We start from the raw sequence: 18,390 nt of genomic DNA, 5'->3' as shown, positions 1-18,390 counted from the left end.
GTGTAGAATAGAGAGGTGAGACAAGAGAGTAAAGACCTCCTTAACGGTTTTTAGTCTTTACTCTCTTGTCTCACCTCTCTATTCTACACTCACTTCCCAATCCGAACCATATAACTCAGATACGGCAGTGGGCTGGTGCGAACCAGGCCGTTGGAACTGTAGATGGGCAGCAGAAGCGCCGTATCGAACGCGTGTCGACGGCGGTTGAAACGCAAGCCCGCCGAGGTCAAACCGGACAGGTAGGTATATTGCGGCTCGATGGCCTCTCCCACCAGAATGTTGTTCTGATTGATGAACGTCAGGTCCGGCGTCAGTTTGCGGACGTAGCCGATGGTGACGACACCCGACGAAGCAATGCCCTGCCGGGAGAAAGTAACCCCGGCTCCCACGGTTATGTTGCGCTCGGCATCGCCCACGGTCACCACGCCCTGGGCGAGTCCCAGTTTGGTTAACAAGTGTTCGTTCAGACGAATCCCGATATATTGGACATTCAGCGCGATGTGGGTTCTGGGCAGCAGTTTGGCACCGTATTTGGCCGAAAACGTGTGAAAATTCCGCGGATTCAGGGTCTGAAAGGTTGTGCCCACACTCAGGTTTTTGGTGATTCCCACATCCAGCCGACTGAATAAAACGTAGCTGCTTTGAAAATAGAGGCTCTTTTTTTCCGGCATATACGCCGTGGGCATCAAAAATAATCGGAAGGGGAAACCGTTCGGAAAGTCGGGGCCGCTGCGGAGGGTGCCGCCAACCAGATCGGCGCGCTGAATCTCATGGGCTGCCAACAGCCGGTCGCCCTCCTTTTTGGTCCGGATGAGATACGAAGCGCTATCCCGCCGGACGAATTGGCCGCGTATCGTGGTGCCATTTTTGAGCAGAAAATCATACGTTCCGGGAATATGCGACTGACCTGGTTCGTAGTAAACGTCCTGGGACCACCCCTTCGAAACCAGCAAAATTCCCAGAATAACAGACAGGTAGATTAGCTTCATAGGCAGGAAAAATTCATAACGATTAAAGTTAATAAACTTACCGATTTCGCCCAAGCGTTTAATAGGTGTATTTTTGCACCGGCAACTAACTATTTCCTTGAAGAACAACACAGTAGTAACCCATCGGCAACTGTTTTTTCAGCACGTCGCCCAAACATCCGACTTTCCCCTGGCGCTCGAAATCGAGCGGGCGGAGGGCATTTATCTGTACGGTTCCGGCCAGCGCTACATCGATTTGATCTCCGGTATCGGTGTGAGCAATGTCGGTCACCGCCATCCGCGGGTGCTGGCGGCCATTCAGGAGCAACTGGACAAATACCTGCATTTGATGGTGTATGGCGAATATGTGCAGACACCCCAGGTCGAACTGGCCCACGCGCTGGCCCAAACGCTGCCGGAACCGCTGTCCAGCGTCTATTTCACCAACTCCGGCACGGAGGCCATCGAAGGCACCATGAAACTGGCCAAACGGTTTACGGGTCGGCGGGAAATCATTTCGTGTTTCAATGCCTACCACGGAGCCACGCAGGGCGCGCTTTCCTTATCCGGGAGCGAAAATTTCAAACGAAGCTTCCGCCCCCTCCTCCCCGGTATTCGGCACATCCAGCACGGTGACTGGCAGCACCTTGAGAAAATCACCCAAAAAACCGCTGCCGTCATTATGGAAGTGGTGCAGGGCGAAGCGGGCGTTCGCGGGCCGGAAGCGTCGTATCTTCAGGCGGTGCGGAAGCGGTGTACGGAGGTGGGCGCATTGCTGGTTTTCGATGAAATTCAAACCGGTTTTGGGCGAACCGGAACCTTCTGGGCTTTCGAAGATTTTGGGGTCGTACCCGACGTGCTGGTTTGCGCCAAAGGCATGGGGGGCGGCATGCCGATTGGCGCGTTCATCAGTTCCGCCGAGATCATGAGCGTTTTCAAAACCAACCCGATTCTGGGACACATCACGACGTTTGGCGGCCACCCGGTTTGCTCGGCGGCTTCGCTGGCCACCCTGCGCGTTGTTCAGGACGAAAAATTACACGAACAGGCCGAAGCCAAAGGCCAGTTGTTCAAGCAGTTGCTGGTTCATCCGGCCATTCAGGCAGTCCGGGGCAAAGGGCTGATGCTGGCGGCTGAATTTGAATCGTTCGACGTTTTAAAACCGGTTATCGACCGGGCCATTGCGAAGGGCGTGATTACGGACTGGTTTTTATTCTGCGATAATTCCATGCGCATTGCACCCCCGCTCATCATTACCGAGGAGCAGATTCGGGAGGCCTGTGCGGTTATTTTAAACGCCATTGATTCCTGAAAACCGGCTCTCCGGCGACTACGTCCGTTGTTTTACCGAACGAATGGCCGAACCGTTCCGGACTTCTTCCGTGGCGGTGGTCAGGATCTGATCGCCTTCTTTCACTTCGCCAAACACCTCGACGCTGTCGCCGTCTTCAAGCCCTTTCTGAACCGGAACCCATTCGGCCTTCTGATTGATCACTTTGACGATGAAAACACCCGTTGTGGCATTGATCACGGCGGATTTTGGCACCACGAAAGTCGTGTTTTTGGTCGGCAACGGAATGGTCACCTCAGCAATCATGCCCGGCAGGAGTTTGCGGTCGTTGTTGACCACATCCACTTCGGTTCTTTCAGAACGTAGGCGTTTATCGAGCGCTCCCGCCAGTCGTTTCACCTTTCCGCTGAATTTTTTATCGGGATAGGCTTTCACGGTAAACGTCACCTCGTCGTTCAGGTCAACATACCCCGTGTAGGCTTCAGGAACGGCAATGACCAGCCGCAGCCGTTTTTGTTCCGTCAACACAAACAGCGGAAACTCCGACCCTTTGCCCGACGGCCCGATGTAGGCCCCGGTGCTGACATTCCGCAGACTGATAATCCCGCTGAAAGGTGCCCGGATTTCCAGGTATTTCCGCATGTCGGACACTTCCCGGTACGATGATTTGGCGGCTTCCAGTTGGGCCATGTCCGATTCCTTTTTCGCCAGGGTCTGTTCAATCATCGTCTGAGCGACGGTTCCCGGCGTTTTGGCGGCATCCACGTAGCGATCGTAATTGGCCTTACTGGCAATGTACAACGCTTCCTGCGACTTCAGTCTCGACTGGGCCGCCGACAGTTGCGCGTTCAGTTCGGGGGCTTCGGCCAGGGCCAGCAACTGTCCTTCCTTCACCTCCGTCCCCACATCGGCATGAATGGACTTGATAAAACCGCTCACCTTGGCGTAGATATCCACATCCCGAAACGCTACGAGTTCACCGGGAATCTGCAGGCTCGACGAGAGTTTGCCCTTGCGCAACGCAATAACTTCCAGTGGTTGCAGCTCCTCCGCCACGGCTGTCTTTTCTGTTTTCCCCTCGCTCGAGTGGCAGCCATTCAACGAACTGACCACCAGAATTCCGGAAAAAACCGCCAATACTGAATACCCTACTCTGTTAATTAACCGATTCATATACGCCGGGAATATAATGTTTACTTTCTTTGTCTTCAGGGTCTAACGATACAGACTGGGTCGATGATTTTTCCTGCACCCAGGCAAATACCAGCGGCAAAATATGCAAAGCCGCAAAAGTTGAAGCGATCAGCCCGCCGATGACGGCCCGGCCCAGCGGGGCGGTTTGCGAACCGCCTTCACCAAATCCGAGGGCCATGGGGAGCATGCCCACCACCATCGCCACACTGGTCATCAGAATGGGTCGCATCCGCAGCGAAGCGGCTTCTTTGGCCGCCAGCAGGGCATTGTGGTTTTTCATTCGCAACTGTTCGGCGTTGGTCACCAGCAAAACCGCATTGGAAATGGATACCCCCACGGACATAATCATGCCCATGTACGATTGCAGGTTGAGCGTTGAGCCCGTCAGCAGCAATAAGGCCAGGGAACCCGCCAAAACCGCCGGAACAGTACACAAAACGACCAGCGACACTTTAAACGACTGGAAGTTAGCCGCCAGCATCAGGAAAATCACGATAATGGCGGTTAATAAACCGGTTTGTAAACTGTCCAGAGTCTCGGTTAGCACCTGCGTCAGCCCCCGGGTTTCAATGGTTAATCCGCGCGGCAATTCCCCCAGATCGGCAATGGCTTTTTTAACATCAACCGTGGCCGTTCCCAAATCCATGTCGTTCAGATTCGCGGTGACCGACAAAACCGGTATCGCGCCAATGTTATCATTTTCGCCGTAGGTCCGGCCTTTTTTTATGGTTGCCACATCGCTCAGAACCGGGCGGTTGACATTGGGTGTCACCGGAATTTCGCCAATATCGCTGAGGTTCGCCATCTTACTTTCCGGCACCACCACCTGAACGCTGTACATCTGACCACTTTTCGGATCGATCCAGACGTTTTTTTCGGTAAACCGCGACGACGAAGTCGAGGCCGTCAACGAACGCGAAATCGCCGAGATGTCCGTTCCCAACTGGGCCGCCCGGACGCGGTCGATTTCGATGTCGATGGCCGGATAATTAACCGCCTGACCAATTTGAATATCCCGCAGATACGGGATCTTTTTCAGACTGGCAATCACCTTGTTGGCATACTCCTCGTTTTGCGGTTTGTTCTTCCCGATCACCTTCACTTCAATGGGCGTCGGTGAACCCTGGCTGAGGATTTTATCGGTCAGTTCAATCGGCTCGAACGACATTTTTATATCCGGCAAAGCTTCCTTCATTTTGGCCCGATACTGGTCCTTTAACTGATCCAGATCGACGTCATAATCGGGTTTTAAACTCGCCTGTAAAACGCCTTCCTGCGGCCCGGCCATGAAGAGATAAATCGGGCTGGTTGAAAACTGGGAGCTGTGCATACCCACCATGGCGGAGGTAATATCGACATTTTCTTTCCCCACCAACTGGTGCAAAATATCGATGGCCTTCAACATGGTAAGCTCGGTTTTTTCAAGTCGGGTACCATCCGGCGCGCGCAGCCGAACCTGAAACTGACCGGCGTTGACGCGCGGTAAAACATCGCGACCAATGGTGCTCAAAAAGAAAGCCGTACTGGCCAGTGCGACCACTACATAGCCAACGGTTATGGATTTTTTATACGGAAGAGTCCACGAAATAAAGCGCACGAAATTAATCCGTAGCCGCTCGAAACGGCCAATTTTTCCGTCGTTATTGAGGTCAGCCTGGTGCGCTAATTTCTGTTTTCCGCTCAGGATTCGTTCTTCCGACGACAGGGCCGTTACCGGAAGCGACTGGGCCTGTTGGGCGTCGTGTTTCCCGGCTTTTCCGTTGGTTTTGATGACGTGTGCTTTCATCAGCCAGTTCGCCAATACCGGCACCAGCGTCTGGGCCATGATGTAGGACGTAATCATGGAAAAAGCAATCGCCAGCGAAAGCGGTAAAAACAAAGCCCCTGGTATACCCTTCATGGTAAAGGCCGGGGCAAAAACCGCCAGGATACAAAAGAGAATCAGCAGTTTGGAAAAGGCAATTTCCTGACAGGCATCCCAGATCGCCAGCGCTTTGGGCTTTTTCATGTCCAGGTGCTGGTGAATATTCTCGATCGTTACCGTCGATTCATCCACGAGAATCCCGATGGCTAATGACAAACCGCTCAACGTCATAATGTTGATGGTTTGCCCGAATAACGACAGGAATAAAACCCCGGAAATAATACAGATCGGAATGGTGATAATCACGATGAGAGCACCCCGTGGATCGCCCAGGAAAAGCAGGACCATCAACCCGGTTAAAATCGCCCCAATGACGCCTTCGGTGATCAAACTTTCGACCGAATTGATGACGTAAACTGACTGGTCAAATTCATACGATAACGTAACGTCTTCGGGTAATAACGACTGAAAATTAGGCAGCTCTTTTTTCAAATTCTGCACCACTTCCCAGGTCGACGCATCCGCCGATTTGGTAATGGGCAAATACACCGACCGGCGGCCATTCACCAGCACATAACCCGACGTAATATCAGCCGCGTCTTCTACCTGCGCCACATCTTTCAGATACAAACTCTGAACTGATCCGGTATACAACGGAATGTTTCCAAAGTCTTTCACCTCCCGGATGGTGGTGTTGGCCGGCGTAAAATAATTCAGATCGCCCACCCGCACGTTACCCGCCGGCGTCGCCTGGTTGTTGGCCCGCAAAGCCAGTACGAGCTGGTCGGGCGTCAGGTTGTGGGAGCGCAGCAGTGCCGGATCGGCCCGGATCACAATCGTTCGCGAGTTACCACCAAAGGGGGCCGGAGCCACCAGACCCGGAATGGCACTGAACCGCGCCCGGACATAGACGTTGGCTAAATCCTGTAATTCGTTGTTGGTTCGGATCGGGCTGCTCAATACCAACTGTCCCACCGGCAGCGTCGACGCATCGAACCGAAGAATGAAAGGTGGTTGGGACCCGGGTGGAAAAATAGCCTGCGCCCGGTTGGTATACGACGACACTTCAGCGGCCGCCTGGGCCATGTTCGTGCCTTCGTAAAACGACAGTTTGATCAGCGTAAGCCCCTGAATGTTCTTGGTTTCGATGCTTTTAACGCCCGACACGTAGAGCAACAGATTGACGTACTGTTTCCCGAAAAACGACTCCATCTGGTTGGGCGTGTAGCCGCCAAAGGGGTGAGAAATATAAATAACCGGCAAATCCAGATTGGGAAAAATGTCGATTTTGATCGTGCGAACGGCACCGACACCGAAATAAAATAATCCCGCAACCAGTACCAGCACGGTAATGGGTTTACGAAGGGCTGATCGGATTAAATCCATAACGTACTGGTATTGGTTAGAAGTTGGAATCTACGGGTATCGAACGCACTACCGGATCTGGCCCGTAATCTTTGCCGCCCAATACCATGCTTTTTTAGGATCACGGTCGGCGACACTTTGCAGCAGGGAGGTGTGCATGTTCTGTTTACTCAGCAACGTCTCCGTCGTTATAAAAACTTCCATGAACGACTTCTTCATTTTATTGGCTATGATCCTGTAGAGATCCACGAGAACTTCATTTTTCGACGCCATCGCCAGGCGGATGTGAAACTGAATATCCGCTTCGATGCATTCTTCCGGGCGGTTTTGCAGGGCGGCCTCGTGCCGTTTCTCGAGATAACCGGTCATGAGTTCGATGTCTTCCTGCGTCCGGTTCAGGGCGGCTTTTTCGGCAATTTTGAGTTCCAGCAACTGACGAACCTCGTTCACATCGTCGCCCTCGGCCCGCGACAGACTCTGGTGAAATGGTTCGACGCTGTTCTGCTGGAGTTCCACGAAGGTACCCAGTCCCTGCTGCACCCGGATCAACCCCTTGTTGGCCAGGATGCGGATGGCTTCGCGGATGGTCGAGCGGCCCACGCCAAACTGCTGCATGAGTTCAGGTTCGGAAGGGAGCTTTTCGCCAATTTTGTAGTGATTCGACGCGATTTGGTGCTGGAGCTTGTTGACAACCGCATCGGCCAGACTTTCGCGCTTGATAAGGATCGTATCAGTAGTCATCATATCATCTGATGAGTAAAAATAAGTCGTATACGGCAAAAGCGCAAGGTATGGAAGCAATATGATTTTTTCATTAAACCGACAGATTCGATAAGTAACGCTTGTTAAGAGAATAGTGCTATTTCAAATACAATTCAAGCCAAAAAGTGCCTCCTGTTTACCTTGAATACCGTATATTGCAGGCGGAGGCCACTTAAAATTACACTTCACATTCTCATACTAAGCAAAAGTCAATCATGCCCAGTACCTACCCCGCTCCCCGTAAAAATGTTCTTTTGTTGAGTTGTATGGATCTGCGGCTGCTGGACGACATCGTGCGGTTTATGCACCGTGACAACCTGGCCAATCGGTACGACCAGTTTATTTTAGCCGGTAGTTCGCTGGGAGCCAACCTGCATGGTGCCTGGAACGAGGTCTTTTTTCAACACATCGAAACGGCAGTGGAACTGCATGGTATTCAGGATGTCTATATTCTCGAACACCGCCATTGCGGGGCTTACGAGAAATTCCTGGGCGACGAAGGTACCTTTGACGATTCAACGGAAGATCAGAAAAAAGAACAGGAACTTCACAAGATCCATGCGGTTGAGTTGGCAAAACGGATTCATTCGTGGAGTGATGCCCACCAGTATACCTTGAATGTCAGAACGCTTCTGATGGACTTGCGGGGTGAGGTTTCCATACTCGAATACCTGCCGGCATCGCCCAACGTATAGAAATCAAAAAGGCCCGAAATGCATAGTCTGTGATCATTCCTTTTCGTATCTTGAGATCCTTTCAGGAATGACCGGCGAGTTCTTAAAACTTAATGTAACTCTCTGACGGTCTTGAATTTACATTATGTTACTTTATGCCCACCATTGTTAACGAAAAGCTCCAACTTGCGCACGACTTCGTTCTGCATACGAATCGTAATGTCTTTTTGACGGGAAAAGCGGGCACGGGAAAAACGACGTTTTTGCACGAGATTAAACAGTTGACATCCAAACGACTGGCGGTGGTTGCTCCCACCGGCGTGGCCGCTATCAACGCCGGGGGCGTCACCATTCACTCGTTGTTTCAATTGCCGTTTGGCCCATTGGTTCCGGGAACGGCAGGCCAGGAATCCAAAAAAATAAACCGGGAAAAAATCAAATTATTCCGGACACTGGATCTGTTGATTATCGATGAAATCAGCATGGTTCGCGCCGATGTGCTCGATGGCATCGATGAGGTGTTGCGACGCTACCGCCACCGCCCGGAACCCTTCGGTGGTGTGCAGTTGCTGCTCATTGGCGACATGCAGCAGTTGCCGCCGGTGATTCGGGACGATGACTGGGCTTTTCTAAAACCGTATTACGAAACCGGCTATTTTTTCGGGAGCCGCGCCCTGCGAAAAACACCGTACATTTCCATTGAACTACAGCACATTTACCGGCAATCCGACCAGCGTTTTATTGACATCCTGAACAGCATTCGCGAAAAACGCGTCACGCGTTTGCAATTGGACGAGTTGAACCAACGGTACATTGCTGATTTTTCACCGGACGACAGCGAAGGATTCATCACCCTGACGACCCACAACAACGCGGCCCAGCAAATCAACAACCAGAAATTGCGGGCTTTAAAGACGTCCTCCCACACCTTTGAAGCCACCATCGAAGGCGACTTTCCGGCCCACGCTTACCCAACCGAAGCCAGTCTGGAACTGAAAGTTGGCGCTCAGGTGATGTTTGTCAAAAACGACATTTCCCGCGAAAAACTGTTTTACAACGGAAAAATCGGGCGGATAACTGACATCGACGACGATTTTATTTATGTCAAATGTCCCAAAGAAACCGAAACACTTGCCGTGGATCGAATGGAGTGGACGAATATCCGGTACTCCCTGGATGCGACTACGAATGAAATTAAAGAAGAACCGGTCGGTAAATTTGTTCAATATCCCCTCAAACTGGCCTGGGCCATTACGATTCATAAAAGCCAGGGACTGACGTTCGAAAAAGCGATCATCGATGCGGCTTCGGCTTTTGCCCACGGGCAGGTGTATGTGGCACTGAGCCGCTGTAAATCGCTGGATGGTATGGTGCTGCGCGCACCCATTCCATCCCACAGCATCAAAACCGAGCTGATGTTGGAGGAATTTCACGAACAGGTTCAATTGCAAACGCCCGACGAACAGGAGTTGTGGAATTCGAAACAAGTCAACCAGGAAAACCTGTTGCTGGACCTGTTTTTATTCGACCGATCGGAGTATTTAATCAACAAATCGCTTCGGCTGGTGGTCGAAAATGCGGCCAGTCTGGACGAAGGGGCTGAGCAAATCCTGAGTCATTTCAAAAACCTCTTCCACGAAAAAGCCGGTAGTCTGGCCACACGGTTCCGCCAACAGCTCCCGGCTTACTTCGCCGAAAGTCTCTTGCCGGAGGATAACCAGCCGTTACAAGAGCGCATTCGAAAAGCGGGCGTTTACTTCTACAACCTGGTCAACAATGAACTATTACCCATTCTTTATCATTATCCAACCGGTTCCGATAATAAACTCGTTCAGGAGTCACTGCGCGAATCGCTGGAAGAACTCGAAAAAGAACTGTTCATCAAAATGCACTGTTTCGACGGTTGCCGGAGCGGTTTTGAAGCGTTGGCTTATCTGAAAGCCCGGAACGAATCCGAACTGGTCTTTCAGCCAAACCGGAAATTGAAGGACCGTCGGAAAGCCGGTGAGCCATCCGAAAGCAGCGGCAATAAAGCCGGTACCAGCCTCTACAAAGCCCTGACGAAATGGCGGGACGATCTGGCCGGGGAAAACGACAGCGCCGGATACATGGTGCTTCCCCGGAAAACGATTCTGGAACTAAGCCGCATCCGGCCCAAAACGCTGGATGAATTATTAACCGTAAAAGGGTTCGGAAAAACGAAAGTCAAAATGATCGGCGAAGAAGTCCTGAGCATTATCCGGGAGTTTACCGACTAGATTCATACAACCTGTTTATCAATACAATGACTAATCCACTTCTGTGCAACCCGGTTTCGGGTGTCTGCGAAATTCCGGATCACGTGTTAAGTGCCGGAAATGAACCATTGGCCTCAGTTTCCGACGGCACTCCGGTCGATCAAATTCACATTACGTATTTTACCGATCCGATTTGTTCGACCTGTTGGGGCATTGAACCGCAGCTTCGCAAATTGAAGCTGGAATATGGCCGGTCTTTGACCATCGACTATCGCATGGGCGGTTTGCTGCCTTCGTGGGACGTTTACAACAGTGGCGGCATTAGCAAACCCGCCGATGTGGCCCACCACTGGGACGAAGTTAGCCAGCATTACCAGATGCCCATCGATGGCGATGTCTGGCTGGAAGATCCGCTTCCTTCCTCCTATCCGCCCTCCGTGGCGTTTGTAGCAGCCCGGTACCAAAGTCCGGAAAAAGCCATCCTGTTTCTGCGGCTCATTCGTGAAATGGTTTTCCTGCACAAGAAAAATATCACGAGGTGGGAGCATCTCGCTCAGGCAGCCTCCTGGGTTGGGCTTGATGTGGAACGGTTCCGGTTCGATTATGAACACAGTGCTATAGCCGGTTTTGAAGACGACCTGGCTTTTGCCAAACGGTTGGGTGTGCGCGGATTTCCAACCCTGTTTCTCGAAACGGCTACCCGACAAACCAAAATCTATGGCTTCAAACCGTACTCCCTGTTCGAAGAAGAACTGCACTTTCTAAAACCTGACATTCAGAAAACGGCTTTTATGTCACCGGCAATGGAGCTGTTTCACAAATTTCGCAGTCTGACCACCCAGGAATTTGCGGTAATTACCGGGCAGAATTTCGCAAGTGCCGAGAAAATACTTTCCGATTGGGAAAAAGCGGGTTCGATTGAACGCGTGTCCTCCAAAAATGGGTTTTTGTGGCTTTCTGTTAATTAGGAAGCATTCCGCCTGCGGTTTTGATCGCAGGCGGAATGTCATTTATTTTTCTCCCGGGTGATACGTTTTGCCAACATGCTGCTGAATATCTTCCGGGTAGAACCAGACGTCTTTGAATTTTCCGGCGCTGAATAGCGCGGACTGATCATTGAAATGCGGGGAAGCAGGGTCGCTGCTGTGGCCACCGTTGACAACCGTCCGGGCTTTTACGCGATCGCCAAACTCCACGACAGCGACAAAACTATTGCCCACACTACCGTATCTTTTTTTCGTTCCGGGATAGGTCCTTGCCCCAAACGACGCCAGCGATCCCCAGGTGGCGGAGGTGAACCCGACCGGAAAGCTGGGCTTCTGATCATCGAAGGTTTCTTTAATTTTTCCGGTCAGCCGCTGAAACCGGTTGATGTCGCCCCAGGGGGTTTTCCAGGTGCCAAAGTCTCGTGTGAGTTCCTCCAGCACCTCGGCGAGCATCTTCACTTTATCCTCCGGGCTTGTGTTTTTCACGACGTAATCGGTAAACGTCAAAAAGTCAAACCGCTGATTACCTTTGATTTGCGCGCGGGCCAGGCGTTGAATCTTTTCACCCCAGAAAACCGCCAGCGTGGTGGCCACCGAAGTTGTTCCGTACGTTTTATCCCAATTGTTTAGCAGGTCAATGGCTTCGGCCAGTGGTTTGGACGGTTCTTCTGACTTGGCAGAAACGGTTTTGTAGGCTTGAAGCAACGACGGAATGAGGTCGTCGAAGCCGGGCAGATGCGGATCGTTGGCGGCTACAATCAGCGTGTCCAGCGTAAAAACCGTCTTCTGGCTCAATACCTGAACCGCGTTGACGCCCCGGTAATTTTCGGCATCTGGTGCCATGTAGGTCGGAAACTGGCTGATGGCCGGGCTGCTGGGTCCCGAAACGGAAAACGGCGTTGAATTGCAATTCTGAATCCAGCCGCTGACCGGATCTTTCACCTGAACAATCTCGGTGATGTCGTGCAGGCCTTTCCAGTCTGTTTCCGGATCGCTCCCATCGACGGGCTCGTTCCAGTTGAATTTCGGGTTTCGTTTCGGGATAAAATTTCCGTGCCAGTACGCAATCGTTCCTTTGCGGTCTGCATAAACCGTGTTGTTGGTCGCATTGCCGTTCAGCTTCATGACGTTCTGATAGCTCTTGTAATCTTTGGCCTTCGTCCGCAGATACGATTGCGCCAGCGCATTCAGCGGGTCGTTCATCATGCTAATGGCGATCCACTTGTCACCGAGCTGACCCGCCACCGGACCGTGGTGCGTGCGGTAAATCGTAAAGTCTTTGTGCTTGATTTCATTCCCGGATTTGTAGGGCAACGAGATCTTTTCGGTTTTCACCGGACGCCATTCCGCACCGGATTTGTACTGGTAAATCCCGTCTTTCTTTTCAACCGTTTCCAGGTATTCGTCCATCGAATCGGCGTCACCCGATGTGTGCATCCAGCCACAATTCTGGTTAAACCCCTGATAAACAAAGAACTGGCCCCAGGTGACAGCCCCATACGCATTCAAGCCTTTTTTACTGACCACATGCACTTCCGACCGGAAATAGAACGAGGTGTGAGGATTAATCAGCAGCATGGCGTTTTTCGATGCGGTTTTAGAAGGCGCAATGGCAAAACCGTTCGAGCCGACGGGTTCGCGGTCGGTCTTCTCAAAATCATATGCCTGCGCCGACCATTTCGAATTGGTATAAAACGCTTTGATCCGCTCCGTAGAAATAACACTTAGGTTCCCGCCGATGCTGCCTTCGCTGAACATGAGGGGCATCCAGGGCTGAAACCGGGTCAATAACCGGGGTTTGACATTGGGGTGTGTGGCCAAATAATAGTTCGTCCCCTCGGCAAAGGCATCCAGCAGTTTTTTCATCCAGGCCGGCGATTTTTTGTAGATCGCCATGGCCTGCGTGGTATCCATAAAAAGCCGGGCGCGGAGATCGTGGTACAGGGCGTCTTCACCGTCGACCTCAGCCATGCGGCCAATGGCGTCGATGTAATTTTCTTCTACCCGCGCAAAATCGTCTTCGCATTGTGTGTATAACAACCCGAAAACGACGTCGGCATCGGTTTTTCCGTAAATATGCGGAATATCCCAGGTATCGCGAGTGATGGTTATGCCTTTCGCCCGTTGCTGCCAGCGTTTGACTTCGTCGGGACGGAAAGCCTGCGTCCAGGCTGGGAATGAATTCAGGAGAAAAATCAGGAGAAAAAGTGATCGCATCGTACTGGGTGTAAAGACGGTATTCGTTCTTTCGTAAGATAGGCCAAAACGCGAAACCGGGCAAGCTTTGACAATTAGATTGTGACTCAATCACCCAAAATGCAAACAAAAAAGCCCAACATGGCTGTCGGGCTTTGGCAATCTATGATAAAATAGCACGCAATTCTTACAATTGGGCTACTAATTTCTGTTCCAGAACGGATTTGGCAACGGCACCAATGACCTTGTCCACCATTTTTCCGTTTTTAAACACCATCAAAGTCGGAATGCTGCGGATACCGAATTGGGCCGGAATCTGGGCATTCATGTCCACATCCATTTTCGCCACGATGGCTTTGCCTTCGTATTCGCCAGCCAGTTGTTCCACAACGGGTCCGATCATTTTACAGGGGCCACACCATTCAGCCCAAAAATCCACAAGTACCGGTATATCAGAATTGATTACTTCTGCGAAGTTGGCGTCGGTTATTTCAATCGCTTTTGCCATGATTGTATCTCGATTTTTTGTCTACTTTAACTCTTATGTACGTACAATGTTTTGAATTGGAAAAAAGTTCAACACTAATTCAAACGATAGCCGACTCCATCGATCGCGTCCAATTCTTTCAGTAATTCATTGACCGGCGAGATTTTAAACGGCCTCGACAACATGCTGACGTCAACCCGGTCTTCATCGTCCGTTACCCGCAACACCAGGTTGCAGGAACCGGGATAAGTCTTCACCAGATCAGCTATTTTGGCCACAAACTCGTTGTTAATCAGCTTCAAATCGAGTTGAACACAGAGTTCTTTGCTGTATTTTTTCCGGACTTCGGTCAGCAACTGAATAAAATTCGGGCGAAATTCGAAGGCGTCGGAGTTCCAGCGGTTTTGCAGTTTACCTTTTACATGGAGAAACAAACCTTCTTCGATGTAATTGCCCATTCGCACAAAATCCTCCCCGAATAAACTCATTTCGACCGTTCCGTTGTAATCTTCCAGCTTGAAAATCACAAACGGATTTCCGTTTTTCGACTGCCGGAGTTGCTTGGTTGTCACAATACCGCCCACGGTAATTTCCCGTCCCTGATTCGCTTCATCGAACAGTTTATCGAGCGTACACGTACAGAAACTTTCCAGTTCAATCCGAAATTCATCCAGCGGGTGACCGGAGATGTAAAAACCGACCACATCTTTTTCAAATTTCAACCGCTCAATCTCACTCCAGGGCTCTACAACGGGCGGTTTAGGCCGGGCAATGTTGGGTTCTCCGCCAATTCCGCCAAACAGCGACTGCTGGGCCGCCGATTTTTCGGCGTGGTAGTTATTGGCGTATCGCGTCAGTTTTTCAATATACGTGGCGGTTTCTCCCTCGGCGGGGGTAAAATACTGCGCCCGGTGGAATTCCTCCTGATTATCAAAGGCTCCCGCGTAGGCCAGACTTTCCAGCGTCTTTTTATTGACCGTTCGCAGATTGATCCGAATCACGAAATCGTACACATCTTTAAACGGCCCGCCTTTTTTGCGTTCTTCAATGATGGAATCTACCGCTGCGTCGCCCGTGCCCTTGATGGCCCCCAATCCAAACCGGATTTCTCCTTTCTGGTTCACCCCGAAAAACCGCTCCGATTCGTTGATGTCCGGCCCCAAAACCGGAATGCCGATCGCTTTGCATTCCTCCATGAAGAAGGTAATTTTTTCGATGTTGCCCAGTGAACTGGTCAAAACCGCAGCCATGTATTCCGACTTGTAATGCGTTTTTAAATACGCGGTTTGGTACGCAACAAAGGCGTAACAGGTCGAGTGGGACTTGTTGAAGGCGTAGGACGCAAAAGCTTCCCAGTCGGTCCAGACTTTCTCACAGGTCTTGATGGCCAGCTTGTTAGCCGCACAACCATCCATAAACTTGCCCTTCATTTTGTCGAGCGTTGCGCGGTCTTTCTTCCCCATCGCCTTCCGCAACACGTCGGCATCTCCCTTCGTGAAGTTGCCCAGTTTCTGCGACAGCAGCATCAATTGCTCCTGATAAACCGTAATGCCATACGTATCCGCCAGATATTCTTCCATTTCGGGCAAGTCGTATTTGACTTCTTCGCGCCCGTGTTTCCGGTTGATAAAGTTCGGAATGTAGGCAATCGGGCCGGGGCGATAGAGGGCGTTCATCGCAATCAAGTCCTCAAAACGGTCCGGTTTGAGGTCTTTCATGTATTTCTTCATCCCGTCGGATTCGAACTGGAAAATCGCGTTCGTTTCACCACGCTGGAAGGTTTTGTACGTTTCCTCGTCGTCGAGCGGAATGTCGTCAATGTCGGTTTCGACCCCGTTGACAAACAAACCGCCGTGGTTTTGCTTGATCAGCCGCAGGCTTTCCTTGATGATCGTGAGGTTTCGCAGACCCAGAAAGTCCATCTTGATAACGCCCGCATCCTCAATCACTTTCCCTTCATACTGGGTAATGATCAGGTCGGATTCTTTGGACGTCGAAACCGGCACAATGTTCGACAAATCCTCCGGCGCGATGATGATGCCGGCTGCGTGAATACCGGTATTCCGGATGTTGCCTTCCAGCTTCCGGGCCTGTTTCAGCACTTTTGCCTGCAAGTCATTTCCTGCTTCTATGGCCCGCATCTTTTTCACGTTCTCGACCTCTTCCGGCTGAATCATCATGCCCAGCGTATCGATCGAGTCCTCAAAAATCTTCTTGAGGGTCATGTTGTAGGTCGGCTTGTCGGGCACCAGTTTCGCCAGCGCGTTCGATTCAGCCAGCGGCAGTTCCATCACGCGGGCCACATCCTTGATGGCCGATTTGGCCGCCATCGTACCGTAGGTAACAATTTGCGCTACCTGCTGCTTACCGTATTTTTTTACCACATAATCGATCACCTTCTGGCGACCTTCGTCGTCAAAGTCAGTGTCAATATCGGGCATTGACTTCCGGTCGGGGTTCAAAAACCGCTCAAACAGCAGGTTGTACTTGATCGGGTCGATGTTGGTAATCCCGATGCAATAGGCCACCGCCGAACCTGCCGCCGAGCCCCGGCCCGGCCCCACCATCACGCCTAAATCACGCCCGGCCTGAATGAAATCCGAAACGATCAGGAAGTAGCCCGCAAAACCCATCTGCCGGATCACCCCCAGCTCAAACCGCAACCGCTCATCGGCTTCGGGCGTCAACACCCGATACCGTTGTTTAGCACCCTCGAAAGTCAAAAATTCGAGATAATCATCCTGGGATGCAAAACCGTCGGGAATCACGAAGTTGGGCAGCAGAATATCACGCTTCAGTTTCAGCGTTTCGACCTTGTCGACAATCTCGTTGGTGTTATCGATCGCTTCCGGCAAATCGCGGAACAGCGTCGACATTTCCTGGGTATTTTTGAAGTAAAACTGGTCGCTGAAAAACGCAAAACGGGTTCCTTTTTTAGAACCTTCCTCATCATTGAATTCCTTTTCGGAAGGCGTACTCAGTTTTTCGTTCGTATTGACACACAGCAGGATGTCGTGCGCCACCCAGTCTTCCCGGTCGACGTAATGGGAGTCGTTGGAGGCAATGATTTTGACGTTGTATTTCCGGGCGAACTTGACCAGCACTTCGTTAACTTTGATCTGGTCGGGAATCTCGTGGCGTTGCAGTTCCACATAATAATCTTCCCCAAACCGGTCGAGCCACCACTGAAACTCCTTTTCACCCGCTTCCTCGCCTTTTTTCAGAATGGTTTTCGGAACCGACGCCCCGATGCAGCAGGTGGACGCAATCAGTCCTTCCTTGTATTGATCGATCAGTTCTTTCGTAATCCGGGGGTACTTCCCGTAGAGTCCTTCCGTATAGCCCAGCGAACAGAGTTTGATCAGGTTTTTATAGCCCTGTGGATTCTTCGCCAGCAGCAGTTGGTGGTAGCGAATGTCTTTCTGTTCTTTGGTAAACTGCTTTTTGGTATGATCTTCAACGACGTAAAACTCACAGCCGACGATCGGTTTGATGCCCTGTTTGGCGGCTTCGGCCACAAACTCGAACACCCCGAACATGTTGCCGTGGTCGGTGATGGCGACGGCGGGCATGTTGTCGGATTTGGCTTTTTTAATCAGCTTTTTGATCTCAGCCTGCCCATCGAGCAGCGAATATTGGGTGTGGCAATGGAGGTGTGAGAATTGCATGGTAATGTATGTTACTTTAGTAATTCCAGGGTACCGGGCTGGACTGTTGCCGTGTATAACATCGAAATTGCTCGGGCTTCAGGTCAAAGATAACGCAACAAAACGAAAGCGTTTTCTTTTTTAGGTAAGCAATTTCGAGTACTTCGGCTTTAACCCGTTCAAAACCGTGGTAGTGGAATAAAGCGGTAATATCCGCCCAGAGGCCATAATTCAATACTTTCTCAATCACAAACCGGGATTTGATTTCGAAGTCAAGGTGCTCAAAATCGACATCCCAGAAAGCGGTTGGCGAGATAGCGGGGCGGTTTTTACCGATTTCTGGCTTCATCAATTTAGCGTTCTTGGCTATTGGCAATGTTATAGATCCTCTTTATTTTAGAACTTCAATAGTAATGGCTTGTATGATCTCATCTGCATTTTTTGTAAAACCTCCATTCATGAATCGCAGTCGATTAGGGTGGCATATTTGATAAGTATTGGAAGGCAACATTGGAGATTTAATTATAAATAAGCGATTTGCAATTTTTTCTTCGCGGTAATTCGTTTCAAATTTCAATCCGTACTGCTTATTAACTGATGTTACGCAGCCTTAGCCAATAGAGTAGATTGACTTTTGAGACTGTTTAGGTCTCGCATCGCCAATTTCATCGCGTTCATCGTCAGCAGTGATTTTAAAGCAAAATGATTTTTTGAAGTAG

The 18,390-nt window shown here is 50.9% G+C and carries 12 protein-coding genes; 4 read left to right on the top strand and 8 right to left on the bottom strand.

Translation table 11 applies throughout. The features are described 5' to 3' along the window. Positions 1 to 89: 89 nt before the first annotated feature. Complete coding sequence (locus tag DUE52_RS13405; protein ID WP_133299835.1) at positions 90 to 989, bottom strand: hypothetical protein; 900 nt, start codon at positions 987 to 989, stop codon at positions 90 to 92. Between the two features lie 91 nt (positions 990 to 1,080). Here DUE52_RS13405 and DUE52_RS13400 point away from each other — a divergent pair, with 91 nt between their 5' ends. Beyond that, positions 1,081 to 2,280 (top strand): aspartate aminotransferase family protein, encoded by a 1,200-nt coding sequence (locus DUE52_RS13400; protein WP_374755902.1) that lies wholly within the window; start codon positions 1,081 to 1,083, stop codon positions 2,278 to 2,280. 18 nt (positions 2,281 to 2,298) lie between these two features. On the opposite strand, the gene DUE52_RS13395 is transcribed toward DUE52_RS13400, so the two are convergent. From DUE52_RS13395 to DUE52_RS13385, 3 genes are read right to left on the bottom strand one after another with little or no spacing between them, the layout of a single operon-like run. After that, entirely contained in the window at positions 2,299 to 3,432 is a 1,134-nt protein-coding gene (locus DUE52_RS13395) for an efflux RND transporter periplasmic adaptor subunit (RefSeq protein ID WP_114406528.1), read from the bottom strand. Beyond that, entirely contained in the window at positions 3,416 to 6,703 is a 3,288-nt protein-coding gene (locus DUE52_RS13390; protein WP_114406527.1) for an efflux RND transporter permease subunit, read from the bottom strand. The genes DUE52_RS13395 and DUE52_RS13390 overlap by 17 nt, the downstream gene beginning before the upstream one ends. Before the next feature lie 48 nt (positions 6,704 to 6,751). After that, entirely contained in the window at positions 6,752 to 7,426 is a 675-nt protein-coding gene (locus DUE52_RS13385) for a FadR/GntR family transcriptional regulator (protein ID WP_222930279.1), read from the bottom strand. A gap of 233 nt (positions 7,427 to 7,659) precedes the next feature. Between DUE52_RS13385 and DUE52_RS13380 the strand changes: the two genes are divergently transcribed. The 3 genes from DUE52_RS13380 to DUE52_RS13370 all read left to right on the top strand — a co-directional run bounded on the left by DUE52_RS13380 (position 7,660) and on the right by DUE52_RS13370 (position 11,323). After that, the gene (locus DUE52_RS13380; protein WP_222930278.1) at positions 7,660 to 8,139 is read left to right on the top strand and encodes a carbonic anhydrase; all 480 of its coding nucleotides are present in this window, start codon (positions 7,660 to 7,662) and stop codon (positions 8,137 to 8,139) included. Between the two features lie 134 nt (positions 8,140 to 8,273). After that, the gene (locus tag DUE52_RS13375; protein WP_114406525.1) at positions 8,274 to 10,376 is read left to right on the top strand and encodes an HRDC domain-containing protein; all 2,103 of its coding nucleotides are present in this window, start codon (positions 8,274 to 8,276) and stop codon (positions 10,374 to 10,376) included. Positions 10,377 to 10,402: 26 nt separating this feature from the next. Continuing rightward, positions 10,403 to 11,323: a DsbA family protein gene (locus DUE52_RS13370; protein WP_114406524.1), complete on the top strand. Its 921-nt coding sequence runs from the start codon at positions 10,403 to 10,405 to the stop codon at positions 11,321 to 11,323. A gap of 42 nt (positions 11,324 to 11,365) precedes the next feature. Here the strand turns inward: DUE52_RS13370 and DUE52_RS13365 are convergent, their stop codons facing one another. From DUE52_RS13365 to DUE52_RS13350, 4 genes are all read right to left on the bottom strand, one after another. Beyond that, positions 11,366 to 13,558: a penicillin acylase family protein gene (locus DUE52_RS13365; RefSeq protein ID WP_114406523.1), complete on the bottom strand. Its 2,193-nt coding sequence runs from the start codon at positions 13,556 to 13,558 to the stop codon at positions 11,366 to 11,368. 166 nt (positions 13,559 to 13,724) lie between these two features. Beyond that, on the bottom strand, positions 13,725 to 14,045 hold the full coding sequence (trxA, locus tag DUE52_RS13360) for a thioredoxin (RefSeq protein WP_114406522.1): 321 nt from the start codon (positions 14,043 to 14,045) through the stop codon (positions 13,725 to 13,727). A gap of 74 nt (positions 14,046 to 14,119) precedes the next feature. Beyond that, positions 14,120 to 17,692 carry a DNA polymerase III subunit alpha gene (gene dnaE, locus DUE52_RS13355; RefSeq protein WP_114406521.1) on the bottom strand — a complete coding sequence of 1,191 codons (3,573 nt, stop codon included), beginning with the start codon at positions 17,690 to 17,692 and terminating at the stop codon, positions 14,120 to 14,122. Positions 17,693 to 17,708: 16 nt separating this feature from the next. Continuing rightward, positions 17,709 to 18,020: a DUF6922 domain-containing protein gene (locus DUE52_RS13350; protein ID WP_114406520.1), complete on the bottom strand. Its 312-nt coding sequence runs from the start codon at positions 18,018 to 18,020 to the stop codon at positions 17,709 to 17,711. Positions 18,021 to 18,390 lie beyond the last annotated feature (370 nt).

Origin of the sequence: Larkinella punicea, assembly GCF_003334855.1 — a bacterium.
GTDB classification, from domain to species: domain Bacteria; phylum Bacteroidota; class Bacteroidia; order Cytophagales; family Spirosomataceae; genus Larkinella; species Larkinella punicea.
Note: the sequence above shows the minus strand (reverse complement) of the source record. Positions and strands in the feature narration are given on the sequence as shown.

What these genes read in the sequence shown, in the direction of transcription:
- DUE52_RS13405 (WP_133299835.1), bottom strand. Translation starts at nt 989, where the DNA reads ATGAAGCTAATCTACCTGTCTGTTATTCTGGGAATTTTGCTGGTTTCG.
- DUE52_RS13395 (WP_114406528.1), bottom strand. Translation starts at nt 3,432, where the DNA reads ATGAATCGGTTAATTAACAGAGTAGGGTATTCAGTATTGGCGGTTTTT.
- DUE52_RS13390 (WP_114406527.1), bottom strand. Translation starts at nt 6,703, where the DNA reads ATGGATTTAATCCGATCAGCCCTTCGTAAACCCATTACCGTGCTGGTA.
- DUE52_RS13385 (WP_222930279.1), bottom strand. Translation starts at nt 7,426, where the DNA reads ATGATGACTACTGATACGATCCTTATCAAGCGCGAAAGTCTGGCCGAT.
- DUE52_RS13380 (WP_222930278.1), top strand. Translation starts at nt 7,660, where the DNA reads ATGCCCAGTACCTACCCCGCTCCCCGTAAAAATGTTCTTTTGTTGAGT.
- DUE52_RS13375 (WP_114406525.1), top strand. Translation starts at nt 8,274, where the DNA reads ATGCCCACCATTGTTAACGAAAAGCTCCAACTTGCGCACGACTTCGTT.
- DUE52_RS13370 (WP_114406524.1), top strand. Translation starts at nt 10,403, where the DNA reads ATGACTAATCCACTTCTGTGCAACCCGGTTTCGGGTGTCTGCGAAATT.
- DUE52_RS13365 (WP_114406523.1), bottom strand. Translation starts at nt 13,558, where the DNA reads ATGCGATCACTTTTTCTCCTGATTTTTCTCCTGAATTCATTCCCAGCC.
- trxA (WP_114406522.1), bottom strand. Translation starts at nt 14,045, where the DNA reads ATGGCAAAAGCGATTGAAATAACCGACGCCAACTTCGCAGAAGTAATC.
- dnaE (WP_114406521.1), bottom strand. Translation starts at nt 17,692, where the DNA reads ATGCAATTCTCACACCTCCATTGCCACACCCAATATTCGCTGCTCGAT.
- DUE52_RS13350 (WP_114406520.1), bottom strand. Translation starts at nt 18,020, where the DNA reads ATGAAGCCAGAAATCGGTAAAAACCGCCCCGCTATCTCGCCAACCGCT.